This is a genomic window from Faecalibacterium sp. (genome assembly GCF_052358865.1).
Lineage (GTDB): Bacteria > Bacillota > Clostridia > Oscillospirales > Ruminococcaceae > Faecalibacterium > Faecalibacterium butyricigenerans.
This window is the reverse complement of the sequence record NZ_DAWCVJ010000002.1, coordinates 44,597-69,801: the sequence shown is the minus strand read 5'-3', so window position 1 is coordinate 69,801 and position 25,205 is coordinate 44,597. Positions and strand designations below refer to the sequence as shown.

Sequence of the window (25,205 nt, the reverse complement as noted above, 5' to 3'; positions counted from 1 at the left end):
ACAGCAAAAACAAAGCGCTGGAAGCGGTCTAAAGGCTTCCAGCGCTTTTTCTTTATGCTTGCAGGAGACTTTTTATCTCGTCCAAGTTCTTTGCGAAGCAGATGCCCTTCTGCCGCGCAGGGCTGGACAGGCCTGTCTCGACCATATGGGCCAGCAGGGCCTTCAGGCCGGCGTAGTAATCGTCGAGGTCGTAGAGGATGCAGGGCGCGTCGAGATGGCCCAGCGAGACCTTGGACATCACCTCGGCGATCTCTTCCAGCGTACCGGTGCCGCCCGGAAAGGCGATAAAGGCGTCGCCCAGCTCGATCATCCGGGTCTTCCGCTCGGTCATGTCCTTCGTGACGATGAGCTTTGTCAGGCCGTCGTACTGCACCTCCGAGTCGATGAAGAACTGCGGCTCTACCCCGGTCACTTCGCCGCCCGCCGTCAGGACGCTGTGGGCGAGGCGGCCCATCAGGCCGCTGCGGGAGCCACCATAGACCAGAGCGTTCCCGCTCTCGCCGATCCACCGGCCCAGCTCCTCGACGGCCTGCTTCAGGGCCGGGTCATTGCCCTCGTTCGCCCCCAGATAGACTGTGATATTCATTCCCTTTTCTCCCCTCATCTTGCCCATGTCATTTTCTGATCCGGGCCGCTGTAGTCAAATCTGCCGTCGTTCTTTTCTTCCAGCGCCTTTATCATGTGGTAAGCGAACTCATTGTAGGGCGTCGGGATGCCAAGCTCCCTGCCCATCCGGATGAGTGCGCCCGAGAACATATCGATCTCGGTGTGGCGTCCGGCGTCCAGGTCCTGCAGGGTCGAATAGCGGGCCGATGGCTTGACGGCGCAGCCCTTACCGGACACAGCCTCCACCCGCTGCATATCATGAAGCTATTATACCACGCTTTCCTCTTCCGGAAAAGCTCGTTGTGTTTTATTTTTGAACGTCAAAAATCTTTGACTTTTATCGAAAAGTTATAACAAAAGTGTAGAATCTCTCCGGCAAATAGAATCTTTGCCCAAAAAGGGCTTGATTTTTTTCGAAAACGGACTAGAATATCTTTTTGCAGAAGGGCCTTGCCTGTACGGCCCTCCCGCAAAACTATTTTTAAATATGAGGAGATTTTTCATATGAAACTCAAGAATGTTGCTGTTACCGTTGCTGCTCTGGTCCTTGCTGTCAGCATGACTGCCTGCGGCAGCTCTTCTTCTACCGCTGCTTCCACCTCTGAGGCTGCTTCTGCTCAGTCCGAGACTTCCGCTTCCTCCGCTGTCGCTGAGGAGAACAGCGCTTCCTCCGAGGCTGCAAGCGAGGCTGCATCTTCTGAGGCCGCATCCGAGGTCTCCAGCGAGGCTGCATCTTCTGAGGCTGCTTCCTCTGAGGTCGCTTCTTCTACTGCCGCCTGATTTTTCGCACAAAAATGGGCTGCAGCCTTTCCCCTCGCGGGGTGGGCTGCGGCCCATTTTATTTTACACGAAGTCTTCCCGCATGGGGGTGAAGATGTCCAGCAGGATGCCAGCCTCGGTGCAGACACAGCCGTGCTCCACGCCGTCCTCCTTCAGGATGGTATCCCCGGCCCGCACGGTGTGAGTCACGCCGTCCACCGTGAACTCGAACGCACCCGACACCACATAGGTGATCTGGGTGTGGGGGTGATGGTGGAGTGCGCCCACAGCCCCCTTCTCGAAGGTGTTCTCCACGCACATCAAGCCGTCGGTATAGGCCAGCACCCGGCGGGTGACGCCCTCGCCTGCCGCCTGCGGCAGAGCTTCTGCATGATAGACCCAGCGCTGTTTCTTCTCGGGAAGCTTCATATCCATTCCTCGTTTTCCGCCGCCAGACAGCGGCTTTTTCTTTTATTATAGCGGCCTTGGGGCTGGATTACAAGCTTGATTTGAGCGGGTGACGCAGGATGGTCTTCCGCTTTTCGGGCGCAGTGCGGTTGGGGTCGGAGAGGTAGATTTCGTGGTGGAAGCGGGTATCCGAAAAGTCCACCGCATACCCCTGCTCTGCCGCAAAGGCGTCCATCCGGGCCAGCGTCTCCGGCTCGTCGTCGTAAGAGCCGAGGTGCATACACTGGACGCAGAGGCCCTCATCGTAGGTGAAGAACTCGACCTTGGAGAAATCCTTTTTCTTTTTGGCTGTCGCTTCTCGGACAGCCCAGTCAAACTCTTTTCGGGTCACGAACTCCGGCAGACGGAGCAGAGACGTCCAGCGGAAGTTTTTCTTTCCGGCATTGGTCTGCTCCCACAGCCCTTCCAGCGGGGGCACCACAAAGTCAAAATAGCCCTCCACCCGATAGCTGCCCTTTTTGCTCATCTTGATGGTGTAGAGGAGACCGTACAACAGCTCGATGGCTGCTTTGTACTCGCCTGCAGGATCGTTGGGGTCGCCCTGCCCCCGCACTGCGGCAAAGGTCATGGCTGGCACGGTGACAAACTGCGGCTCACGAGGTGGTTGGTAGAGTGCCTTATATTCCTTCTTATAATCAAACGCCATCGTCGTTGACCTCCTCTGCCTGTCCAGCAGCTCCTCCAGCAGGGCATCCGACAGCTCCCTGTCAGCCCTAGCCAAGTTCCAGTGCTGCTTGTTCTTTCATCTCCAGTATATCACAACAACCAATCTTTGTAAACCATAAAGTTGTGCTATACGCCACAAAAAATTCCTCTGCCTTTCCAGACAGAGGATCCATACAAAAAAAGTCCTTCCCACTCTCCGGAATGGGAAGGACTTTATAAGTGCTTAGTTCGCCTTAGAACTGACGTTCAAGGACAAAATCACTCAATGATCTTGCCGACGACGCCGGAACCAACGGTACGGCCACCCTCACGGATAGCGAAACGCAGGCCCTCTTCCATAGCGACAGGGGTCAGCAGCTCAACGTGCATCATGACGTTATCGCCAGGCATGCACATCTCGGTGCCTTCCGGCAGGGTGATGATGCCGGTCACGTCGGTGGTACGGAAGTAGAACTGAGGACGATAGTTGGAGAAGAACGGGGTGTGACGGCCGCCTTCGTCCTTGGTCAGAACGTAGACCTGAGACTCGAAGACCTTGTGGGGGTGCACAGAACCGGGCTTAGCCAGAACCTGACCACGCTCGATCTGGGTACGATCAACACCACGCAGCAGAGCGCCGATGTTATCGCCAGCCTCAGCGAAGTCCAGAGACTTACGGAACATCTCCAGACCGGTGATGGTGGTGCTCAGACGATCGGGCTTGATGCCGACGATCTCCATTGCATCGCCAACCTTGGCCATACCACGCTCAACACGACCGGTAGCAACAGTACCACGGCCAGAGATGGTCATGACGTCCTCGATGGGCATCAGGAAGGGCTTGTCCTCCTCACGATCCGGGTTGGGGATGTAGGAGTCAACAGCATCCATCAGCTCCTTGATGCAAGCATACTCGGGAGCATCGGGATCCTTGGAGTCAGACTCCAGAGCCTTCAGAGCGGAACCACGAATGATCGGGGTGTCATCGCCCGGGAAGTCGTACTCGCTCAGCAGCTCACGGATCTCCATCTCGACCAGATCCAGCAGCTCCTCATCGTCGACCATATCGCACTTGTTCATGAAGACAACGATATAGGGCACGCCGACCTGACGAGCCAGCAGGATGTGCTCACGGGTCTGGGGCATGGGGCCGTCGGTAGCAGCAACGACCAGAATAGCGCCGTCCATCTGAGCAGCACCAGTGATCATGTTCTTGACGTAGTCAGCATGGCCCGGGCAGTCAACGTGAGCATAGTGACGAGCGTCGGTCTGATACTCAACGTGAGCGGAGTTGATCGTGATACCACGAGCACGCTCCTCAGGAGCCTTATCGATGTTGGCGTAGTCCATGAAGTCTGCGTCGCCCTTCAGAGCCAGGTACTTGGTGATGGCGGCGGTCAGAGTGGTCTTGCCGTGGTCAACGTGACCGATGGTGCCGATGTTAACATGCGGCTTAGAACGGTCGAACTTTGCCTTTTCAGCCATTGGAATATCCTCCCTTAAATTAGGTTTTGATATTGGTTACAACAGTCCTGCTAATACAGAATTGCATTGCAAAACTATTCTACTAAATTCCACCTGTAAAATCAAGTGTTTTTACAGGAAATTTTGCCGGAGCTATACTACCCCGGCAAAATCTTTATCCGTTTTTCAACGATCAGCCCTTGGTGCGGCCAGCAATGATCTGGTCGGCGATGTTCTTGGGCACCGGCTCGTAGTGAGACGGCTCCATGACATACTGACCACGGCCCTGCGTCTTGGAGCGCAGGTCGGTGGCGTAACCGAACATCTGAGCCAGAGGAACGAAGGCGTTGACACGCTGGGTGCCAGCCATTGCCTCCATGCCCTGGATCTGACCACGGCGAGCATTCAGATCGCCGATGACATCGCCCAGATACTCATCGGGAACGATGACAGCGACCTTCATGATAGGCTCAGTGATGATAGGATCAGCCTTGCGCATAGCATCCTTGAAGGCCATAGAACCTGCGATGGAGAAGGCCATCTCAGAGGAGTCGACCTCATGATAAGAACCATCCCACAGGGTGACCTTGACGTCAACGACAGGATAACCTGCCAGAACGCCGGACTTCATAGCACCCTGAATACCGTTGTCGATAGCCGGGATGTATTCCTTCGGGATAGCGCCGCCAACGATGGCGTTGACGAACTCATAACCCTTACCGGGCTCGTTCGGCTCGATCTTGATCTTGACGTGACCGTACTGGCCCTTACCACCAGACTGACGAGCGTACTTGGTCTCCTGATTGGCCTCCTTGCGGATGGTCTCACGGTAAGCGACCTGAGGTGCGCCGACGTTAGCCTCGACCTTGAACTCACGGAGCAGACGGTCGACGATGATCTCCAGATGGAGCTCGCCCATGCCGGCGATGATGGTCTGACCAGTCTCTTCATCGGTGTAGGTCTTGAAGGTAGGATCCTCTTCGGCCAGCTTTGCCAGCGCGATGCCCATCTTCTCGTTGCCGGCCTTGGTCTTAGGCTCAATGGCGACGCGGATAACAGGCTCGGGGAACTTCATGGACTCCAGAATGATGGGATGATTCTCATCACACAGGGTATCACCGGTGGTGGTGTTCTTCAGACCAACGACAGCAGCAATATCGCCTGCGTAGCAGCAGTCGATGTCCTTGCGGTGGTTGGAGTGCATCTGCAGGATGCGGCCCATACGCTCCTTGCTGTCCTTCACGGAGTTGTAGACAGTAGTACCTGCCTCGACCTTACCGGAATAGACGCGGAAGTATGCCAGCTTACCAACGAAGGGGTCGGTAGCGATCTTGAAGGCCAGAGCTGCGAAGGGAGCGTCGTCGGAAGACGGACGGGTCTCCTGCTCTTCGGTCTCAGGATTCACACCCTTGATGTCCTCGACATCGGTAGGTGCGGGCATATAGTCAACGATAGCGTCCAGCAGCTTCTGCACGCCGCGGTTCTTGTAGGAAGAGCCGCAGACGACGGGAACCAGCGTATTGGCGATGGTCTCCTTGCGGATGGCAGCCTTCAGTTCCTCACGGGTGATCTCCTCACCCTCGAGGTACTTCTCCATCAGAGCCTCGTCGTTCTCAGCAACAGCCTCAACGAGGATGTTGCGGTACTCCTCGGCCTGCTCGCGCATATCCTCAGGGATAGGCTCGGTGCGCATATCGTTGCCCATATCGTCGTAGTAGACCTCAGCGTTCATATCGACCAGGTCAACGATACCACGGAAGGTATCCTCCTGACCGATAGGCAGCTGGATGGCCACGCCGTTGGCGTGCAGACGATCGTGCAGCATCTTGATGCAGCGGAAGAAGTCAGCACCCATGGTATCCATCTTGTTGACGTACACCATGCGGGGGACTTTGTACTCATCAGCCTGACGCCAGACGGTCTCAGACTGAGGCTCGACACCGCCCTTAGCAGCCAGAACGGTCACAGAGCCGTCCAGAACGCGCAGGGAACGCTGGACCTCAACGGTGAAGTCAACGTGGCCCGGGGTGTCGATGATGTTGATGCGGTGACGATTCTTCTTGAATGCAACGGGATCCTTCTGAGTCTCAGAGTGGCTCCAGTAGCAAGTGGTAGCTGCGGAGGTGATGGTGATACCACGCTCCTGCTCCTGAACCATCCAGTCCATGGTAGCGCCGCCGTCGTGAACCTCGCCGATCTTGTGGTTGATGCCGGTGTAGTACAGAATACGCTCGGTAGTGGTCGTCTTACCAGCATCGATGTGGGCCATAATGCCGATATTTCTCGTCATCTGAAGAGAAACTTCTCTGGGAGTAGCCATGAAATTAACCTCCTACAGAACAGATCAATAACGGAAATGAGCGAAAGCCTTGTTGGCCTCGGCCATCTTGTGGGTATCCTCGCGCTTCTTCACGGCGTTGCCGGTGTTGTTGGCAGCATCCATGATCTCAGCAGCCAGACGCTGTGCCATGGTCTTCTCACCACGGCTGCGGCTGTAAGCAGTCAGCCAGCGCAGGCCCAGAGTCTCGCGGCGGGCAGGGCTGACTTCCAGAGGAACCTGGTAGTTAGCACCGCCAACGCGGCGGGTCTTGCACTCGAGGCTGGGCATGATGTTCTCCATCGCCTTCTCGAAAGTCTCGAGAGGATCGTTGCCGGTCTTCTCCTGAATCATGGAGAAAGCCTCGTAAACGATCTTCTGAGCGACGCCCTTCTTGCCGTCCAGCATGACGCTGTTGACCAGACGGGTGACCATCTTGGAATTGTAAATAGGATCAGCTAAGACATCGCGCTTAGCAATGTTACCTCTTCTAGGCATCTTTCTTCCCTCCTTCACAGAATGATATCATCGGTACTCGAAAGTAATAAAACTCCCGTTGTGTCACAAAGAGCTGACCTTACATAAACTGTTGCCCTCCGCACTTTCTGCGGACTTGTTATTTATATAATGGAAAGCCGTTTATGGCGGTTCGTTCCTCAATTACTTCTTTGCAGCACCGGCCTTAGGACGCTTTGCGCCGTACTTGGAGCGGGCCTGATTACGGCCTGCAACACCCTGAGTATCCAGAGTACCACGGATGATGTGGTAACGCACACCGGGCAGGTCCTTAACACGACCGCCACGGATCAGCACGACGGAGTGCTCCTGCAGGTTATGGCCGATACCGGGAATGTAAGAGGTGACCTCGATACCATTCGTGAGGCGGACACGGGCGACCTTACGCAGAGCAGAGTTAGGCTTCTTGGGGGTCATGGTACGGACTGCAGTGCAGACACCGCGCTTCTGGGGGCTGTTCAGATCAGAATACTGTTTCTTCTGAGAATTGTAGCTCTTCAGCAGGGCGGGAGCAGTGCTCTTCGTAGCCAGGACCTGACGGCCTTTGCGTACAAGCTGGTTAAAAGTAGGCATTGGTTTTCTCCTTTCTTAATGATGAACATCGGATATTTTCCGACTTTTTTGCCGCACTATCCCTGTGTGGGACGCGCAACAGTTATATAATACCCGTTTTCATCAGGAATGTCAACAGTTTTTCCAATATTTTTTTGTTTTATTCGCCGAAAGGGTTTTTACTGTGTTTTTGGGGCAGAATCAGCTGATTTTAACCTCTCAGTCTGCTTCGCAGACAGTTCCCCTACCGAGGGGAGCCTCTGGCGAAGAGGGAAAGCTTTCCGATATGCCAAAGCCTCCCCTCGATAGGGGAGGTGGCACGGCGTCAGCCGTGACGGAGAGGTTTATCCCAAAAAAGCCGCCCCTGCGGATGCGCTCCGCAAAGACGGCTCTTCGTATTTACTTTACAGAATGCTGTGACGGAACATTACTGCTGCGCAGCAGCTACCTGCTCAGCGGCGACCTCGGCGTCACGCTCTGCCTCACGGCGGGCCAGATCCTCACGCACCTCCGGGAGACCGGTACCTGCGGGGATGAGCTTACCGATGATGACATTCTCCTTCAGGCCGGCCAGCGGATCGACCTTGCCCTTGATGGCGGCCTCGGTCAGCACGCGGGTGGTCTCCTGGAAGGAAGCGGCGGACAGGAAGGACTCGTTGGCCAGAGCAGCCTTGGTGATGCCCAGCAGCACCTGCTGATACTCGACCAGCTTGATGCCCTGCTCGCCTGCGTCGATCCGCTTCTGCAGCTCGGCGTTGATGTTCTCGACTTCCAGACGGTTTGCCAGAGCGCCGCCAATGAGGTCGGAAGAGCCGGAGTCGGTCACGCGGACCTTGCGGCACATCTGACGGACGATGACCTCGATATGCTTATCGTTGATCTCAACGCCCTGCAGACGGTAGACCTTCTGGACCTCGCTGATGAGGTAGTTCTGGACGTCGCTCAGACCCTTGATGGCCAGAATATCCTGCGGATACAGGACGCCCTCGCGGGTGATGATGTCGCCCTTCTCCACGCGGTCGCCCGGCATGACGCGCGCGTGCTGGGTGAAGGGAATGGAGTAGCTCTTGACGACCTCAGCGCCGGTCTCGTCCTTGCCCGTGACCTTGATGACGACATTCTTCTTGGTATCGTCGTGAGAGACGACACCGGAGATCTCGCTCATGATGGCCATGCTCTTGGGACGGCGGCTCTCGAACAGCTCCTCGACACGGGGAAGACCCTGCGTAATATCCTCAGCCGATGCGATACCGCCGGTATGGAAGGTACGCATGGTCAGCTGAGTGCCCGGCTCGCCGATGGACTCTGCAGCGATGACGCCGATGGACTCGCCCAGCTGGACCGGCTCACCGTTTGCCATATCGCTGCCGTAGCAGTGTGCGCAGACGCCGATCTTGGCGCGGCAGGTCAGCAGGCTGCGGATCTTCAGCTTGGTGATGCCTGCAGCCTCGATGTCGTTGGCATCGTAGAGGTCGATCATCTTGCCCTCGGGAACGATGACCTTGCCGGTGACGGGGTCGATGACATCGCCCACGGCATAACGGCCGATGATGCGCTCACGGAAGCTCTCGATCTTCTCCTTGCCCTCGTGGATCTCGGAGACCCACAGGCCGTCGGTGGTACCGCAGTCGATCTCGCGGACGATGACCTCCTGAGAGACATCGACCATGCGGCGGGTCAGGTAGCCGGAGTCAGCGGTACGCAGAGCGGTATCGGCCAGACCCTTACGAGCACCACGGGCAGAAACGAAGTATTCCAGAATATTCAGACCTTCGCGGTAGTTGGCACGAATGGGCATCTCGATGGTCTTACCGGCGGTGTTTGCCAGCAGGCCGCGCATACCGGCCAGCTGCTTGATCTGGTTCATAGAACCACGGGCGCCGGAGTCTGCCATCATGAAGATCTCGTTGTCCTCGGGCAGGTTTGCAGCCAGAGCCTTGGAGACCTTGTCGGTGGTGGCCTGCCAGATGTTGATGGTCTGGGCATAGCGCTCGTTCTCGGAGATCAGGCCGCGGTTGAAGAGCTTGCTGACCTGAGAGACCTGCTTGTCAGCGTCGGCGATCAGCTCGTCCTTCTGGGGCGGGATGACTGCGTCGCAGACAGCGACGGAGATGGCAGACAGGGTGGAGTACTTGTAGCCCTGTGCCTTGATGGCGTCCAGCATCTTTGCACACGTGCGGGTGCCGTTGCGGGTCATGCAGCGGGAGATGATGTCGGGCAGGGTCTTCTTGGTCACGCGGAAGCTGACCTCATACTCCAGCCAGTGCTCCGGGTCGGTGCGGTCGATATAGCCCAGATTCTGGGGCACGGGGTTGTTGAAGATGATGCGGCCGGCGGTGGCGTCCACCAGACCGGTGCGCTCCACGCCGTCGATGACCATGGTGCGGCGCACCTTGATGGGTGCGTGCAGGGTGATGATGTGCTCGGCGTAGGCCATCAGAACCTCGTTCTCGTCGCGGAACACCTTGCCTGCGCCCTCCTCGTTCTCACGAACGGTGGTCAGGTAGTAGCTGCCCAGGATCATATCCTGCGTCGGCACGGTGACAGGTGCGCCGTCCGAGGGCTTCAGCAGGTTGCCGGAAGCCAGCATCAGCATCTTGGCCTCACGGCAGGCATCCTCGCCCAGAGGCAGATGGACTGCCATCTGGTCACCGTCGAAGTCGGCGTTGAATGCGGTACAGGCCAGCGGGTGCAGCTTGATGGCACGGCCCTCGACCAGCACGGGGTTGAAGGCCTGAATGCCCAGACGGTGCAGGGTAGGTGCACGGTTCAGCAGGACGGGGTGGCCCTTGATGACCGTCTCAAGACTGTCCCAGACCTCGGGCTTGGTACGCTCGACCATCTTGCGGGCAGACTTGATGTTGTTGGCCACGCCCTTCTCGACCAGATCCTTCATGACGAAGGGCTTGAACAGCTCCAGCGCCATCTCCTTGGGCAGACCGCACTGGTCCATCTTCAGCTCAGGGCCGACGACGATAACGGAACGGCCAGAGTAGTCAACACGCTTGCCCAGCAGGTTCTGGCGGAAGCGGCCCTGCTTGCCCTTCAGCAGATCGGAAAGGCTCTTCAGTGCGCGGTTGTTGGGGCCGGTGACCGGACGGCCGCGGCGGCCGTTGTCGATCAGACTGTCAACTGCCTCCTGCAGCATCCGCTTCTCGTTGCGCACGATGATGTCGGGAGCGCCCAGCTCCAGCAGACGGCGCAGACGGTTGTTGCGGTTGATGACGCGGCGGTACAGGTCATTCAGGTCGGAGGTGGCGAAGCGGCCGCCGTCCAGCTGGACCATGGGGCGCAGGTCAGGCGGCAGCACAGGCAGCACATCCATGACCATCCACTCGGGGCGGTTGCCGGAAACGCGGAAGGCCTCGACGGCCTCCAGACGCTTCAGGATGCGCACCCGCTTCTGGCCGGAGGACTTCTCCACCTCAGCCGTCAGCTCGGCGCTGAGCTGGTCGAGGTCGATCTCCTTCAGCAGGTCCTGAATGGCCTCAGCGCCCATTGCAGCCTCGAACTCGTCGCCGTAGCGCTCCCGCATCTCGCGGTACTCTTTCTCAGTCAGCAGCTGCTTTTTTTCCAGCGGGGTCAGGCCGGGGTCGGTGACGATATAGCTTGCAAAGTACAGCACCTTCTCCAGCAGACGGGGGCTGATGTCCAGCATCAGGCCGATGCGGCTGGGGATGCCCTTGAAATACCAGATATGGCTCACAGGAGCGGCCAGCTCGATGTGGCCCATGCGCTCACGGCGGACCTTGGCCTTGGTGACCTCGACGCCGCAGCGGTCGCAGATCTTGCCCTTGTAGCGGATGCGCTTATACTTGCCGCAGTGGCACTCCCAGTCCTTGGTAGGTCCAAAAATGCGCTCGCAGTACAGACCGTCGCGCTCCGGCTTCAGGGTGCGGTAGTTGATGGTCTCAGGCTTCTTCACCTCGCCGTAGCTCCAGTTGCGGATCTGGTCCGGAGAGGCAAGGCCGATTTTGATCGAATCGAAGACGTTGTTTTCCATGAAACGAACCCTTTCTTAATCTTTATAGTCTCGATGATAACAGTTGACGTTGGAAGACCCGCTGCCCTCCCCTGCCCTGCGGCGGCAGCACGCGCACCGCGCAGGGGGTCGCAGCTTTCTCATAGGGGGGTCTTATTCGTCGATGTTCACTTCGTCAGAAGCGGGCTCTGCAGCGGCAGAGCTGTCATCCTCCAGCACGGAGGGATCATCGAAACCAGCATCGGCGTCCTTGATGGTGTAATCGTTCAGCAGCTCGTTCTCGTTGGCGACGGTCTCGGTGCCGGCAACATCGCGCATATCAAATCCGGTCTCTTCGTCGTCGAAGTTCTGGCGCATATCGATCTCGTTGCCGTCCTTGTCCTGAACGATGACGTCCAGACCCAGAGCCTGCAGCTCCTTGAGCATGACGCGGAAGGATTCGGGGATGCCCGGCTGCGGGATCGGCTCGCCCTTGACGATGGCCTCGTAGGTCTTGACACGGCCCTCGACGTCATCGGACTTGACGGTCAGGATCTCCTGCAGGGTGTAAGCAGCGCCGTAAGCCTCCAGAGCCCAGACCTCCATCTCGCCGAAGCGCTGGCCGCCGAACTGGGCCTTGCCGCCCAGAGGCTGCTGAGTGACCAGAGAGTAGGGGCCGGTGGAACGGGCGTGGATCTTATCGTCAACGAGGTGATGCAGCTTGAGGTAGTACATATAGCCGACGGTGACGCGGTTGTCGAACTTCTCACCGGTGCGGCCGTCGTAAACGGTGGTCTTGCCGTCGCGGTCCAGCTCGATCTTGGAGAAGTCGATGATGTGGCCCTTCTCGCCCATCAGCTTCGGCAGCTTGGTGGGGTAAGCGGGGGCGTTCTCGCCGTGCCACATCTCGCGGGCGGTATCGAAGGTATCGCCGATGTCAGCCTCGCGGGCGGAGTCGAAGACCGGGGTCATGACCTTGATGCCGCAGGCCTTGGCTGCGTAGCCGAGGTTGACTTCCAGCACCTGACCGATGTTCATACGGGAAGGAACGCCCAGCGGGTTCAGCACGATGTCCAGCGGGGTGCCGTCGGGCAGGTAGGGCATATCCTCCTGCGGCAGGATGCGGGAAACGACACCCTTGTTGCCGTGGCGGCCTGCCATCTTATCGCCGACGCTGATCTTGCGCTTCTGAGCGATGTAGCAGCGGACGACCTCGCGCACGCCGGGCTGCAGCTCGTCGCTGTTCTCCGGGGTAAAGACCTTGACGTCCACGATGATGCCGTACTCGCCGTGGGGCACGCGCAGAGAGGTGTCACGCACCTCGCGGGCCTTCTCGCCGAAGATGGCGCGGAGCAGGCGCTCCTCAGCGGTCAGCTCGGTCTCGCCCTTCGGGGTAACTTTGCCGACCAGAATGTCGCCGCTCTTGACCTCTGCGCCGATGCGGATGATGCCGCGCTCGTCCAGATCCTTCAGGGCATCCTCCGAGACGTTGGGGATGTCGCGGGTGATCTCTTCGGGTCCCAGCTTGGTGTCGCGGGACTCGGTCTCATATTCCTCGATGTGGATCGAGGTGTAAACGTCCTCGCGGACGATCTTCTCGTTCAGCAGGACGGCGTCCTCGTAGTTGTAGCCCTCCCAGGTCATGAAGCCGATCAGAGCGTTCTTGCCCAGAGAGATCTCGCCGTTGCGCATTGCGGGGCCGTCGGCCAGCACCTGACCGGCCTTGACGGTCTCACCCACCTCGACGATGGGGCGCTGGTTGATGCAGGTACCTGCGTTGGAGCGGGCGAACTTGATCAGAGCGTAGTTGTCCACTGCACCCTGTGCGTTGCGCACCTCAATGTGGTCTGCGTCCACCTTCTCGACGATGCCGTCGGCCTTGGCCAGAACAGCGGTGCCGGAGTCGGTCGCAGCCTTGTACTCCATGCCGGTGGCAACGATGGGCTGCTGCGTGACCATCAGAGGCACGGCCTGACGCTGCATGTTGGAGCCCATCAGAGCACGGTTACAGTCATCGTTCTCGAGGAAGGGGATGCAGGCGGTAGCGACAGAGACCATCATTCGGGGCGAGACGTCCATATAATCGACCTTCTCGGCGTCGATCTCGAGGATGTCGTCGCGGCGGCGGGCGGAGACGCGGGCACGCTTGAAGTGCTTGGTCTCGTCCAGCGGCTCATTGGCCTGTGCCACGACGTACTCGTCCTCAACGTCAGCGGTCATATACTCGACCTCGTCGGTGACGACCTGGTCGATGAGATTGCCGTTCTCGTCGTAGGTCTTTTTGACCTTGCGGTAGGGAGCCTCGACGAAGCCATACTCGTTGATCTTGGCGTAGGATGCCAGATAGGAGATCAGACCGATGTTGGGGCCTTCAGGAGTCTCGATGGGGCACATACGGCCATAGTGGCTGTAGTGGACGTCGCGGACTTCGAAGCCTGCGCGGTCACGGCTCAGACCGCCGGGGCCCAGAGCAGACAGACGGCGCTTGTGGGTCAGCTCAGCCAGAGGGTTGTTCTGGTCCATGAACTGGGACAGCGGAGAGGAGCCGAAGAACTCCTTGATGGCGGCCACCACAGGACGAATGTTGATGAGGGCCTGCGGGGTGATGACGCTCTGGTCCTGGCTCTGGAGGGTCATCCGCTCACGGATGACGCGCTCCATGCGGGAGAAGCCGATGCGGAACTGGTTCTGCAGCAGCTCACCGACGCTGCGGATGCGGCGGTTGCCCAGATGGTCGATGTCATCGGTGGTGCCGATGCCGTGGCCCAGACCGTTCAGGTAGTTGATGGAGGAGAGGATGTCGGTCACGGTGACGGTGCGGCCGATGAGCTGGTCGTGGTTGCGGCGCAGCATCTCCTTCTGCTCCTCCACATCGGAGGTGGTGTCGAGGATCTTCTTGATCTCCTCGAAGGAGCAGCGCTCGTTGATGCCGCATTCCTTGACGTCGAAGGAGAAGAAGCCCTGTGCATCCACACAGCCGTTGGTGATGACCTTGACCTTCTTGCCCTCGACGTTCAGCACGACGATGTTGACGCCGGCTGCATCCGCGGCCTCCGCCATCTGACGGGTGATCTTGGCATCCTTCTCGATGAGCAGTTCGCCGGTCAGAGGAGCGACGACGTTCTCGGCGGCGACGTGGTTCATGATGCGGCGTGCCAGAGACAGCTTCTTGTTCATCTTATAACGACCGAACCGGGACAGATCGTAGCGGCGGGGGTCGAAGAAGAGCATATTGATCTGGCTGGTGGCGGACTCCACCGTGGGAGGCTCACCGGGGCGCAGCTTGCGGTAGACTTCCAGCAGGCCCTCCTCGGTGTTCTTGGTGGTGTCCTTCTCCAGCGTGGCAAGGATGCGCTCATCCTCGCCGAAGTAGTTCAGGATGTCCTCGTTGGAGGACAGGCCCAGTGCACGGCAGAGGACGGTGACGGGCAGCTTGCGGTTCTTGTCGATGCGGACATAGAACACGTTGGAAGCGTCGGTCTCGTACTCCAGCCATGCGCCGCGGTTGGGGTTCATGGTGGCGCTGTACAGGTCGTTGCCCACCTTATCCTTGGCATCACCGTAGAATACGCCGGGAGAACGGACCAGCTGGCTGACGATGGCGCGCTCTGCACCGTTGATGACAAAGGTGCCTGCGTCGGTCATCAGGGGGAAGTCGCCCATGAAGATCTCCTGATCCTTCACCTCGCCGGTCTCCTTGTTCAGCAGACGGGCGGTGACGCGCAGGGGCGCTGCATAGGTCACGTCGCGCTCTTTGCACTCTTTGATGCTGTACTTCGGCTCCTTGTCGAGGCGGAAGTCCACAAAGCTCAGTGCCAGATTGCCGGTATAGTCCTCAATGGTGCCGATGTCGTGGAAGACCTCTTTCAGGCCCTCGTCCAGAAACCACTGGTACGAGTTCTTCTGGACCTCAATGAGGTTCGGCATACTGATGACTTCGTCGATGTGGGAGAAGCTCATGCGCTCGGTCTTGCCGAGCTTGACGGGCTTGACTTTCATCATAAAATCAACCACTCCTTACTTTTATACTCTACGGATGTTGCAAAATGCAGGTCGAATTTGAGCAGACACACATAATTCGGCCTGCACCGCGCGCAGAAGTCCGGCGTTTTGCACAAACTTTTCGGTGAGACCCGTCCGGCTCGCACTGCACAAACTCCCTTTTTGGCGCACTAGGCCATTATGTGATACTAATACAGTATACACCCTGAAACCCCTGTTGTCAAGCCATTTTTCCGTTTTGAGGCAAAAAAATTCCCGAGCGCCCTCTTTTATGGGACGCCCGGGTGCGTGTACGCTTTGCGCGATTTTGGGGTTGATTTTTTTGTTTTTTACGTTCCAGACAAAAACACCCTTGTGCATTTTGTCACCATTTGCTCTTGCATCCTGCCCTACTCGTCCAGATAATCCCGCAGGCGCTTGGCCCGGCTGGGGTGGCGCAGCTTGCGCAGGGCCTTGGCTTCGATCTGGCGCACCCGCTCGCGGGTGACGTTGAACTCCCGGCCCAGCTCTTCCAGCGTCCGGGCGCGGCCATCCTCAAGGCCGAAGCGAAGGGCGATGACCCGCTCCTCCCGGGGCGTGAGGCTCTTGAGCACCGTCATCAGCTCCCGGCGGAGCAGCTGCCGCCCGGCCTCGTCGGCGGGGATGCCCGCCTCATCGTCCCGGATGAAGTCCTCAAGGTGGGCGTCTTCCTCCTCCCCCACCGGCGTTTCGAGGCTGATGGGGTCCTGCGACAGCTGCAGCAGCTCCCGCACCCGGGCCGCCTCCATGTCCAGCTGGGCGGCGATCTCCTCGACGGTCGGCTCCCGGCCTGTGCGGCGCAGCAGCTCCCCCGCCGTCTTCTTCACCCGGTTGATGCTCTCCACCAGATGCACCGGGATGCGGATGGTGCGGCCCTGATCGGCGATGGCCCGGGTGATGGACTGCCGGATCCACCATGTGGCGTAGGTGGAAAACTTGAAGCCCCGGTCCGGCTCGAACTTTTCCGCTGCCTTCATCAGGCCGAGGTTTCCCTCCTGAATGAGGTCGAGGAAGGGCAGGCCCCGCCCGGCGTACCGCTTTGCCACCGAGACCACGAGGCGGAGGTTCGCTTCGCTGAGACGGCGGCGGGCGTCCTCGTCCCCGGCCTGCGCGGCACGGGCGAGGGCAGCCTCCTCCTCCGCGGCCAGCAGGGGCACCCGGCCGATCTCCTTCAGATAGGTCTTTACCGGGTCGTCCAGCGCCACCCCCTCGGCAGAAAGCTCATCCTCGAGTCTGCCGATCTGCTCTTCGTCCAGAAGCGGCAGCTCCGTCTCCTCCTCAGCCACCTGCACGCCCCGCATCTCCAGTGCGGCATACAGCTCGTCCAGCCCTGCCGGGTCGAAGTCCTGTTCCTCCATCGCACGGCTCACCTGCTCGGGCGTCAGGACATGGCGGCGGGCGCGTCCCGCCAGCAGTTTTGCCATTTCTTCCGTCTGTGACATTTTCTGCATCTGCTCTTCTCCTTCCGGCCCCAGCCGGTGGAGAGATCAGACCGAATCTTCTGCGTCAGCAGTTCCCTGCTTTTGTTCCCGCATCGACTGGAGATACTGTTCAATATCGTTGGTTGACATACTGGCGGCGCGGCTGGCCACGGGGGTGCCCCGGGCGATGCGTTCCAGATAGAGCTGGATGTCCTCCGGCGTACAGTTCACATCGCTGTATTGTGCCGCAAGACGGCTCAATTCATTCAAGGCCTCCTCGCTGACGAAGGCCCGCAGGGTGGCGAGGCTCACGTCCACCCCCTGCTCCCTGCAGCGGAGCATGGCCTCGTACAGCTCCTTCTGCTGGGGCTGCAAAAACTGCTCCGGCCTGAGTCGGGCGCTCACCTTGTCGATGTAGCCCGGCTCCCGCAGCATGGCGGCCAGAAGCCGCTGTTCGGCGCTGGCCATCCCCAGTGCGCCCCGGCCTGCGCCGTAGGGCACCTTGATCTGGTCCATCTCGCCCTCCCGCAGACGGGCGCGGCTCCGCTCCCAGCGGCGCTTGCTGCCGGCCCTTTTCACGGCGTCGGCCAGCTGGGCCATGATGGCGGTCTTGGAGATGTTGGTCTCCTCGGCCAGACGGCCTGCGTAGACCTCCTGCTCGGTGGGGTTGGAGCGCTGGGCCAGCATCTCCACGGCCTCCTTGACGTACTCGAGGCGCTGGGCGTCCTGCTTGAGGTCGTACTGGTCCCGCAGCCGCTTCATCCGGAAGTCCAGCGCGTTGCCCACGCCGTCCAGCAGGGCCTTGAAGCGGTCGGCACCGTATTTCTTGATGTACTCGTCCGGGTCCTTCGCCCCCGGGATCTGTAAGACGCCCACCCGCACCGGGCTGTTGCGGAACAGCTCCAGCGAGCGGAGGGTGGCCTTCTGGCCCGCCTCATCGGAGTCGTAGCTGAGGATGACCTCCTCGGCGTACTGGCTGATGAGCTTGACCTGATCGGGCGTCAGGGCCGTGCCGCAGGCGCAGACGGCGGTGTCAATGCCCGCCTGATGCATGGAGATGACGTCCATGTAGCCCTCACAGAGGACATACCGGCGGGAGGCGCTCCGCTTGGCGATCTGGAGCGCAAACACCGTATCCGACTTGTGGTAGACCAGCGTTTCGGGGCTGTTGACGTATTTGGGCTTGGAGTCGTCCAGCACCCGGCCGCCGAAGGCGATGATGTTGCCCCGCAGGTCGAAGATGGGGGTCATGACCCGCCGCCAGAACAGGCAGTAGATGCGGCCCGACTGGCTGCGCTTGAACAGGCCGCTGGCGTCCAGCTCCTGCTGGTTGTATCCCTTATCCCGGAGGTACTGGTAGAGCGCCTGCCCGTCGTCGGGGGCATAGCCCAGCCCGAAACGGTTGATGGTCTTGTCGTCGAGGCCGCGCCGCCGCCAGTAGGCCCGGGCCTGCCGGGCCTCCTCCACCGTGGAGTTGAGGCAGGCGTGGAAGAAGCGGGCCGCGTCCTTGTTCATGGTCAGGATGCGGCTGCGCAGACGGCCCGTTTTGTCGTCCTCGGTGGGTTCGGGCATCCCGGCCCGCTGGGCCAGCAGCTTGACGGCCTCGATGTAGTCGATGCTGTTGATCCTCTTGGTAAAGCTCACCGCGTCGCCGCCCGCGCCGCAGCCAAAGCAGTAGAAGCTCTGGGTGTCCGGGTAGACGTAGAACGAGGGGGTCTTCTCGCTGTGGAAGGGGCACAGCCCGCCGTAGAGCCGGCCCTTCCGCTTGAGCTGGACATAATTGCCCACCAGCTCCACGATGTCGGTGCGGCGGGTCAGCTCTTCAATATATTCGTGTGGGATCATAACGATGTTCGGCGCTCCTTTTTCTCCAAAACGTGCCGCCTGCGGGGCACAAAGACGTCCTCGAAGGTGCGGACGGCAGATCTGCCGCTTCTTTTTCTCTCGTCCTCCCTCCTCTCCGTGCGCGGCCGATCCCAGTGCCGCGTCTGCGGCTATTGTAACCGATTTGCGCTGTCGAAGGGGGAAAATCCATGACTCTTCGTTCAAAAAATGTTTCGATGGGTTTGCTGGGAATTTTTGGTATTTCAGTCTCTTTCGCCAGTTGCTGCTGTTTTTCGTTCTTTGGCAGCGGCATGCCCTCTCAGAACGCCGCATAAAACGGCGCACTCACGGTGACATTGGCCGTGCCCCGTGTCAGCTCCTGCAGCTGGGTGAGCAGCGGCCCCTCGGTGTGTTCCGGCATCTGCCAGCGGAGGGTGACCCGGTCGGTGAACTCCGGCTCGGCCAGCTTGCCCCCTGCCGCCCGGATGAGGAGGTCGGCCCGCTCATAAAGCCCGTAGTCCACCGTCACCTCCAGCGCCACCACGCTGCGCACTGTGACCACCTCGGCGGCTTCCAGCGCCCGGGCGGTGGCCGTGGTGTAGGCCCGGACGAGGCCCCCCGTGCCCAGCAGCACACCGCCGAAGTACCGGGTGACGACCACGATGAGGTCGGTCAGGCCGCTGTGCTGCAAGACCTCCAGCGCAGGCGTCCCCGCCGTCTTGGCCGGTTCGCCGTCGTCGGAGTAGCGCTCCCGGCTGCCCTCCCGCAGACGGTAGGCATAGACGTTGTGGCGGGCGGTGCGGTTGGCCGCACGCACCTGTTCCAGAAAGGCCACGGCCTTTTCCTCGCTGTCTGCAAAGGAGAGCTGCGCGATGAAGCGGCTCTTCTTCTCTTCGTATTCTCCGATGGCCGTGCCCCGGATGGTGCGGTAATCCTCCACGCTGGTTCCTCCTGCTTTTCATCAATGAGATAAGTATAGCATAAATCGCCCCAAAGAAAAAGCCCGCCTGTGCCGGCGGCACAGACGGACTCATTTCTCATGTCAGGTTCAGCGGATCTCGATGCCCAGCTTGAACTTCAGGTTGCCCAGCACCTTCTTGACGGTGCGCTCCACCTGCTCGGCGGAGACTTCGGCAGCGGGGTCGGACAGGGTCAGGGAGAAGGCCATGCTCTTCTTGCCCTCGCCGAGGTTCGCGCCGCGGTAAATATCGAACAGCTTGACCTCGGTGATGAGGGGGCTGGCCTTTTTGATGGCCTCCTCGATGTCGCCGCAGGCCACAGCCTCGTCGCAGACCAGAGCCAGATCGCGCTTGACGGCGGCGTAGGGGCTGAGGGGCTTGTAGCGCAGCTCACCCTCGACGCAGGACATCAGGGCCTCGTAGTCCAGCTCGCCCAGATAGATGTTCTGGCTGTCCTTCTGCTCCTTGGCGATCTCCAGTTCAGCGTTGATCTCGTTGGCCAGCTTGCCAAAGACGCCCAGACGCTTGCCGTTGCAGTAGACGGCGGCGCTGATGCCGGGGTGGAGCCAGCTGGTGGTCTCCCGCTGGTAGGTGAAGGTCAGGTCGAAGCCTGCGGCCAGCGCCTCCAGAGCGCCCTTGACGGTGAAGAAGTCCTCCGCCGGGCCGAACGCGCCGAGGCAGAGGGTCTGACGCTCGTGGGGGTGCTCCTGAATGGGCAGCTCCTTGGCGAGGTAGACCGGTGCCATCTCAAACAAACGGCCCTCGGCGTTGCCCTTCTTCAGGTTGTCCACGATGACGTTCAGCATGGAGGGGGCCAGCAGGGTGCGCATGACGGACAGATTCTCGCTGATGGGGTTCAGGATGCGGATGGCCTTGCGGGCCTCGTCGTCCGCCGGGATATGGAGCATATCGAACTCGGCGTTGGAGTAGAAGGCCAGCGTGGAGGCCTCATAGAAGCCCTGTGCCGCCAGCAGCCGCTTGGTCTTGAGCTGCTGCTTCTGGTCGTAGGTCAGGCCGCCGTTGGTGACGGAGGCAGTGTTCAGGAAGGTGGGCACGATGTGGTCATAGCCGTACTCGCGGATGACCTCCTCGGCCAGATCGGGGAAGCTCTCCACGTCCTCGCGGTAGAGCGGTGCCGAGACGTCCCAGCTGCCGTCGGCCTGCACATCCACGGTGAACTCGAGGCGCTCGAGGATGTCGATCATGGTCTGATCGGGCACGGTGATGCCAAGCACGCCGCAGATCTTGGCCGGGGTGGTGACGATGTGCCTGCGCTCCAGCGGGCGGCCATCGGTCAGGTCGTATTCCAGCGTGGTGATGTCGCCGCAGTCCAGCTCCTGAATGAGGTGCAGAGCGCGGGCAAGGCCCATCTCGGGGGAGTGACGGTCCACGCCCTTCTCGTAGCGGGCGGAGGAGTCGCTGTTCTGGCCCAGAGCGCGGCTGGTCTTGCGGACCGAGTCGCGGGCGAAGGTCGCGCACTCGAAGAGCAGGCTGGTGGTGGCGTCGTCCATGCCGGAGTTTGCGCCGCCCATGATGCCGGCCAGCGCCACCGGCTTCTCGGCGTCGCAGATGACCAGATTGTTGGGGTTCAGGGTGAACTCCTTCTCGTCGAGGGTGGTGATCTTCTCGCCCTCCGCAGCGCGGCGGACGGTGATGCTGCGGCCCGCCACCTTATTCAGGTCGAAGGCGTGCATGGGCTGGCCCATCTCCAGCAGGGTGTGGTTGGTGATGTCCACCACGTTGCTGATGGAGCGCAGGCCGCAGAGGGCCAGATGGCGCTTCATCCAGCGGGGAGACTCGCCCATCCGGATGTTGCGGACGTAGTGTGCCATGTAGCGGGGGCAGAGGTCGGGGGCCTCCACCTTCACGCTCACCGGCGCGTCGGCGTCGCAGACGGCCTTATAGTCCATGGCCGGCATGTGCAGGGGCTTGCCGAGGATGGCGGCCACCTCGCGGGCGATGCCCAGCACCGACTGGCAATCGGGGCGGTTGGCGGTGATGGAGATGTCGAAGATGTAGTCGTCCAGACCCACCACGGGGGCGATGTCGGTGCCGGGGACGGAGTCCTCGGGCAGGATGAGCAGGCCGTAGACCTCAGAGCCCGGGAACAGGTCGTCGTTCAGGCCCAGCTCCTCGCCGGAGCAGAGCATTCCGTTGGACTCGACGCCCTGCATCTTGCGGGCTTTGATCTTGATGCCGCCGGGCAGGGTGGAGCCGTCCAGCGCGGCGGGCACACAGTCGCCCAGCTTCATGTTCGAAGCGCCGGTGCTGATGCGGATGTCGTGGCCGTAGCTGCCGCAGTCCACGACGCACTTGGTCAGATGGGTGCCCTCCTGAGGCTCCATCTCCACGATCTTACCGACGACCACCTTGCTGATGCCGGCGTCCAGCGGGATCAGCTCCTCGACCTCAAAGCCGCAGGAGAAGAGCTTCTCTTCAAGCTCCTGTGCGGTAACGTCAATATCGACGAGTTCTTTTAACCAACTGAAAGGTACTTTCATTGTTTGCTCTCTCCCCTCTTATTCGTGGAACTGCTTGAGGAACTGCAGGTTGTTCTCAAACATCAGGCCGATGTTGTTGATGCCATACTTCAGCATGGCGATGCGCTCGATGCCGATGCCGAAGGCAAAGCCCGAGTACACGTCCGGGTCGATGCTGCAGTTCTCCAGCACCTTGCGGTTGACGACGCCGCCGCCCAGCACCTCGATCCAGCCGGTGTGCTTGCACAGGGGGCAGCCCTTGCCGTGGCACTCGAAGCAGCTCACGTCCACCTCGACGCTCGGCTCAGTGAAGGGGAAGTAGGAGGGGCGCAGGCGGGTGCGGGTGTCGGCACCGAACAGCTTCTGCACGAAGGTGTTCAGCGCGCCCTGCAGGTCGCCCAGCGTGATGCCCTTATCCACCACCAGACCCTCCATCTGATGGAACATGGGGCTGTGGGTGGCGTCGGAGTCGGAGCGGAAGACGCGGCCCGGGATGAGCACCTTGATGGGCGGCTTCTGGCTGTCCATGGTGCGGATCTGGCCGCCGGAGGTCTGGGTGCGGAGCAGGAACTCGTCGGACAGGTAGAAGGTGTCCTGCATATCACGGGCGGGGTGGTCCTTCGGGACGTTCAGACGGGTGAAGTTGTGGTCGTCGTCCTCGATCTCGGGGGCGTCTGCCACCGCAAAGCCCATGCCCGAGAAGACGTCGATGATCTGGTTGGTCACGAGGGTCAGCGGGTGCAGACCGCCCACGGCGCGGGTCTTGGCGGGCAGGGTGATGTCCACCGTCTCGGCGGCGTTGCGGGCGGCAAGCTCGGCCTGCTTGACCTGCTCGGCGGCGGCGTCATACTCCGCCTGCACCTTGGCCTTCAGTTCGTTGATGATCTTGCCCATGGCCGGACGCTCCTCGGGGGCGACCGAGCGCAGATTCTTCATCAGGGCGGGGATCTTGCCGTTCTTGCTCAGATATTCCTGCCAGAAAGTTGCCAGCGTCTCCTTGGAAGAGACCTGACCGAGGCTCTCTTCCGCCTGCTTTGCCAGCTCGTCGATCATTGCTTGCATGGATGTTCTCTCCTTCTCATTCGTGTTGTTCAGCGGACAGCAAAAAAGCTCCGTCCCCTGCCGGGGCCTCTCGTAAGGCCCGGCAAAAGGGACGAAGCTTCAAAAATTTACAGCTCCGCGGTACCACCCGGTTTCCGCCCGGCCCACTCGGGAGCCGTGCGGCGCTCAAAACGCCGTAACGGGGCGCACCGTCCGGCCCTACTGCAAGGTTCAGGCCGGCCGCTCGGGAGCGAACTTCAGCCAGCGCCCGCACGGAAGCCCTCTCAGCCGGTGAAGCTTCTCTCTTTGCTGCGGTGCGCCCGCCTACTCTCTCCGTCGCTGCGTTTGGAGTATTCAGGTCGTGGTCATCAAATAACCATGAATCATCTTACCACATTTCGGGCCGGTTTGCAAGCGGCGCAGGCAGATTTCGAGGAATATCCGCGTTTTTCTTGCTTTTCAGCCGTTATTATGGTATGCTGGGTCTAACGCTTTACGGAAAGGAGGGTACACCTGCAATGGGTTGGAACGGCTGCGTTTTCTTCAAAAAAGGAAACCCCTAAGCTTTTCCGGCTCGAAGTGTACCCTTTTATCCCTTTCAGCAGAGCGTGGAGCATGATTTATGCGCCCCGCAGCTTTGCTATGGGGCGCTTTTGTTTTGCCCTGATTAAACCTCTCCGTCACGGCTTTGCCGTGCCACCTCCCCTATCGAGGGGAGGCTTTGGCATTCCGGAAAGTTTCGTCTTTATCCGGAAGCCCGCCCTCTTCGCCAGAGGCTCCCCTACTGGGGGAGCTGGCGAGCGTCAGCGAGACTGAGAGGTTGTACGAAGGAAAACCTACAAAGGGTACACATTTCTATCCACAATACATAGAAAGGGTGTTCCCCATGAACTTGAAAAAGCAGCTTGCCTGCATCTATACAAACAACTTCTTCTCCGGCCTGCGCATCACCGACGCCGTGTGGGTGGCGCTGCTGGCCGCGCGGGGCTTCTCGCTGTGGGAGATCGGCGTTGCCGAGAGCGTGTTCCACATGGTCAGCCTCACCTTCGAGGTGCCGAGCGGCATGGCGGCCGACCTGCTGGGCCGCAAGAAGACACTCGTGTTCGGCGGGGGCTGCATGGTGCTCTCCAATCTTCTGATGGCCTTTGCGCCCGACCTGTTTTTCATCTGCCTTGCAATGGCGCTGAGCGCACTGGCCAACGCCATGTTCTCCGGCACCACCTCGGCCCTGACTTACGACAGCCTCAAGCAGTGCGGCAAAACGGACGACTACCTCCGGGTCTCCGCCAACTGCTCCCAGCTCTCCATGCTGGCCACGGCTGTGGGGTCCCTCGCCAGCACGCTGGAACGATTTCTCCGCTTTTCCGGTTTCTACCTGCTGAGCGCCGCCTTTGAAGGCACTGCCGCTGCCGCCACCGCCCTGATGACCGAGCCCATCGTCACCGAGACGCAGGCCCGCCGGGAGAAGCAGACCTTCCGCGACCTGCCCGGCCAGCTGGCACAGCTGGTGCGGGACAGCATCACCGCTCTTCGCACCACCCCGCTGGCGGCGAAGCTCATCGTCTCCGCCGCTGTCCTCTGCATCCCCAGCTACCTGACCAAGATGTTCGTTCAGCAGCGGCTCGTGGAACAGGGCTGGCCCACAGCTCTGCTGTTCGTGCCGATGCTGCTGGGTGGGCTTGCCTCCATGCTGGGCGTTGAAGCGGCCCGGCGGCTCCATCCGAAAAGCCTGCGCCGGTTTTACGCCGTCTGCGCCCTGCTCTGCGGCGGGGGCTGTGCGCTGGTGGGTGCCGCCCCGGTGCTGGGCTGCATCTTCGGCTGTATGCTGGTGCAGGGCGTCATCGACGCCTACCTCCTGCACGAGGACCAGAAGCTCAATGACGTCATCCCCAGCGACCAGCGGGCCACCCTCACCAGCGTGGACAGCATGGTCTACAGCCTGCTCATGATACCCGCCAGCCCCCTCGTGGGCGCGGTGGGCGACGCCTTCGGGCAGGCCGGTGCGGGCCTTGCCGTGCTGGGCGTCCTCGTGGCCCTGAGCGGCGCGGCGGCGCTTGGCAGAAAGCCGCGCGCCTCTTGATCAAAAACGCACTGCCGGGTTCCTTGACAGCCGCCCGGCAATGCGCTATAATATCCATAGAAAAGGCACTGTGACAAACGGTTTGGCCTCTT

At 60.3% G+C, this 25,205-nt stretch carries 17 protein-coding genes; 2 read left to right on the top strand and 15 right to left on the bottom strand.

All coding sequences use genetic code 11. The features are described from left to right. Positions 1 to 52: 52 nt before the first annotated feature. Both ACT8X9_RS00815 and ACT8X9_RS00810 read right to left on the bottom strand, forming a co-directional pair. Positions 53 to 586 carry an LOG family protein gene (locus ACT8X9_RS00815; RefSeq protein ID WP_249234511.1) on the bottom strand — a complete coding sequence of 178 codons (534 nt, stop codon included), beginning with the start codon at positions 584 to 586 and terminating at the stop codon, positions 53 to 55. 14 nt (positions 587 to 600) lie between these two features. Next, the gene (locus ACT8X9_RS00810; protein ID WP_444267802.1) at positions 601 to 861 is read right to left on the bottom strand and encodes a ketopantoate reductase family protein; all 261 of its coding nucleotides are present in this window, start codon (positions 859 to 861) and stop codon (positions 601 to 603) included. 249 nt (positions 862 to 1,110) lie between these two features. Here ACT8X9_RS00810 and ACT8X9_RS00805 point away from each other — a divergent pair, with 249 nt between their 5' ends. Further along, entirely contained in the window at positions 1,111 to 1,386 is a 276-nt protein-coding gene (locus ACT8X9_RS00805; protein WP_227620035.1) for a hypothetical protein, read from the top strand. Between the two features lie 63 nt (positions 1,387 to 1,449). Here the strand turns inward: ACT8X9_RS00805 and ACT8X9_RS00800 are convergent, their stop codons facing one another. The 13 genes from ACT8X9_RS00800 to pheS all read right to left on the bottom strand — a co-directional run bounded on the left by ACT8X9_RS00800 (position 1,450) and on the right by pheS (position 23,054). Continuing rightward, on the bottom strand, positions 1,450 to 1,794 hold the full coding sequence (locus ACT8X9_RS00800) for a cupin domain-containing protein (RefSeq protein WP_158403475.1): 345 nt from the start codon (positions 1,792 to 1,794) through the stop codon (positions 1,450 to 1,452). A gap of 67 nt (positions 1,795 to 1,861) precedes the next feature. After that, positions 1,862 to 2,479, bottom strand: coding sequence for a GyrI-like domain-containing protein (locus ACT8X9_RS00795; RefSeq protein ID WP_444267801.1), 618 nt, complete (start codon positions 2,477 to 2,479; stop codon positions 1,862 to 1,864). 278 nt (positions 2,480 to 2,757) lie between these two features. Next, the gene (tuf, locus tag ACT8X9_RS00790) at positions 2,758 to 3,963 is read right to left on the bottom strand and encodes an elongation factor Tu (RefSeq protein WP_227620036.1); all 1,206 of its coding nucleotides are present in this window, start codon (positions 3,961 to 3,963) and stop codon (positions 2,758 to 2,760) included. Positions 3,964 to 4,135: 172 nt separating this feature from the next. Further along, positions 4,136 to 6,262, bottom strand: a complete 2,127-nt coding sequence (gene fusA / locus ACT8X9_RS00785) for an elongation factor G (RefSeq protein WP_444267800.1) — start codon at positions 6,260 to 6,262, stop codon at positions 4,136 to 4,138. Positions 6,263 to 6,286: 24 nt separating this feature from the next. Beyond that, positions 6,287 to 6,757: a 30S ribosomal protein S7 gene (rpsG, locus tag ACT8X9_RS00780; protein ID WP_005930552.1), complete on the bottom strand. Its 471-nt coding sequence runs from the start codon at positions 6,755 to 6,757 to the stop codon at positions 6,287 to 6,289. A gap of 162 nt (positions 6,758 to 6,919) precedes the next feature. Beyond that, on the bottom strand, positions 6,920 to 7,348 hold the full coding sequence (gene rpsL, locus ACT8X9_RS00775) for a 30S ribosomal protein S12 (RefSeq protein ID WP_005940205.1): 429 nt from the start codon (positions 7,346 to 7,348) through the stop codon (positions 6,920 to 6,922). A gap of 406 nt (positions 7,349 to 7,754) precedes the next feature. Further along, a complete protein-coding gene (gene rpoC / locus ACT8X9_RS00770) occupies positions 7,755 to 11,330 on the bottom strand; it encodes a DNA-directed RNA polymerase subunit beta' (RefSeq protein WP_444267799.1) in 3,576 nt (1,191 codons plus the stop codon). Positions 11,331 to 11,462: 132 nt separating this feature from the next. After that, the gene (gene rpoB, locus ACT8X9_RS00765) at positions 11,463 to 15,290 is read right to left on the bottom strand and encodes a DNA-directed RNA polymerase subunit beta (protein WP_227620039.1); all 3,828 of its coding nucleotides are present in this window, start codon (positions 15,288 to 15,290) and stop codon (positions 11,463 to 11,465) included. 389 nt (positions 15,291 to 15,679) lie between these two features. Next, the gene (rpoD, locus tag ACT8X9_RS00760) at positions 15,680 to 16,759 is read right to left on the bottom strand and encodes an RNA polymerase sigma factor RpoD (protein WP_444267798.1); all 1,080 of its coding nucleotides are present in this window, start codon (positions 16,757 to 16,759) and stop codon (positions 15,680 to 15,682) included. A 36-nt stretch (positions 16,760 to 16,795) separates the two neighbouring features. Continuing rightward, the gene (dnaG, locus tag ACT8X9_RS00755) at positions 16,796 to 18,574 is read right to left on the bottom strand and encodes a DNA primase (RefSeq protein WP_444267797.1); all 1,779 of its coding nucleotides are present in this window, start codon (positions 18,572 to 18,574) and stop codon (positions 16,796 to 16,798) included. Between the two features lie 298 nt (positions 18,575 to 18,872). Then, on the bottom strand, positions 18,873 to 19,493 hold the full coding sequence (locus ACT8X9_RS00750) for an IMPACT family protein (RefSeq protein ID WP_227620042.1): 621 nt from the start codon (positions 19,491 to 19,493) through the stop codon (positions 18,873 to 18,875). A gap of 108 nt (positions 19,494 to 19,601) precedes the next feature. After that, entirely contained in the window at positions 19,602 to 22,013 is a 2,412-nt protein-coding gene (gene pheT / locus ACT8X9_RS00745; protein ID WP_444267796.1) for a phenylalanine--tRNA ligase subunit beta, read from the bottom strand. Positions 22,014 to 22,031: 18 nt separating this feature from the next. Beyond that, entirely contained in the window at positions 22,032 to 23,054 is a 1,023-nt protein-coding gene (pheS, locus tag ACT8X9_RS00740; RefSeq protein WP_444267795.1) for a phenylalanine--tRNA ligase subunit alpha, read from the bottom strand. Positions 23,055 to 23,919: 865 nt separating this feature from the next. Between pheS and ACT8X9_RS00735 the strand changes: the two genes are divergently transcribed. Further along, positions 23,920 to 25,113, top strand: coding sequence for an MFS transporter (locus tag ACT8X9_RS00735; protein WP_444267794.1), 1,194 nt, complete (start codon positions 23,920 to 23,922; stop codon positions 25,111 to 25,113). The last annotated feature ends 92 nt before the right edge of the window (positions 25,114 to 25,205 follow it).

Excerpts from the sequence above, each read along its gene's own strand:
- ACT8X9_RS00815 (WP_249234511.1), bottom strand. The coding sequence starts at position 586 with ATGAATATCACAGTCTATCTGGGGGCGAACGAGGGCAATGACCCGGCC.
- ACT8X9_RS00810 (WP_444267802.1), bottom strand. The coding sequence starts at position 861 with ATGCAGCGGGTGGAGGCTGTGTCCGGTAAGGGCTGCGCCGTCAAGCCA.
- ACT8X9_RS00805 (WP_227620035.1), top strand. The coding sequence starts at position 1,111 with ATGAAACTCAAGAATGTTGCTGTTACCGTTGCTGCTCTGGTCCTTGCT.
- ACT8X9_RS00800 (WP_158403475.1), bottom strand. The coding sequence starts at position 1,794 with ATGAAGCTTCCCGAGAAGAAACAGCGCTGGGTCTATCATGCAGAAGCT.
- ACT8X9_RS00795 (WP_444267801.1), bottom strand. The coding sequence starts at position 2,479 with ATGGCGTTTGATTATAAGAAGGAATATAAGGCACTCTACCAACCACCT.
- tuf (WP_227620036.1), bottom strand. The coding sequence starts at position 3,963 with ATGGCTGAAAAGGCAAAGTTCGACCGTTCTAAGCCGCATGTTAACATC.
- fusA (WP_444267800.1), bottom strand. The coding sequence starts at position 6,262 with ATGGCTACTCCCAGAGAAGTTTCTCTTCAGATGACGAGAAATATCGGC.
- rpsG (WP_005930552.1), bottom strand. The coding sequence starts at position 6,757 with ATGCCTAGAAGAGGTAACATTGCTAAGCGCGATGTCTTAGCTGATCCT.
- rpsL (WP_005940205.1), bottom strand. The coding sequence starts at position 7,348 with ATGCCTACTTTTAACCAGCTTGTACGCAAAGGCCGTCAGGTCCTGGCT.
- rpoC (WP_444267799.1), bottom strand. The coding sequence starts at position 11,330 with ATGGAAAACAACGTCTTCGATTCGATCAAAATCGGCCTTGCCTCTCCG.
- rpoB (WP_227620039.1), bottom strand. The coding sequence starts at position 15,290 with ATGATGAAAGTCAAGCCCGTCAAGCTCGGCAAGACCGAGCGCATGAGC.
- rpoD (WP_444267798.1), bottom strand. The coding sequence starts at position 16,759 with ATGCAGAAAATGTCACAGACGGAAGAAATGGCAAAACTGCTGGCGGGA.
- dnaG (WP_444267797.1), bottom strand. The coding sequence starts at position 18,574 with ATGATCCCACACGAATATATTGAAGAGCTGACCCGCCGCACCGACATC.
- pheT (WP_444267796.1), bottom strand. The coding sequence starts at position 22,013 with ATGAAAGTACCTTTCAGTTGGTTAAAAGAACTCGTCGATATTGACGTT.
- pheS (WP_444267795.1), bottom strand. The coding sequence starts at position 23,054 with ATGCAAGCAATGATCGACGAGCTGGCAAAGCAGGCGGAAGAGAGCCTC.
- ACT8X9_RS00735 (WP_444267794.1), top strand. The coding sequence starts at position 23,920 with ATGAACTTGAAAAAGCAGCTTGCCTGCATCTATACAAACAACTTCTTC.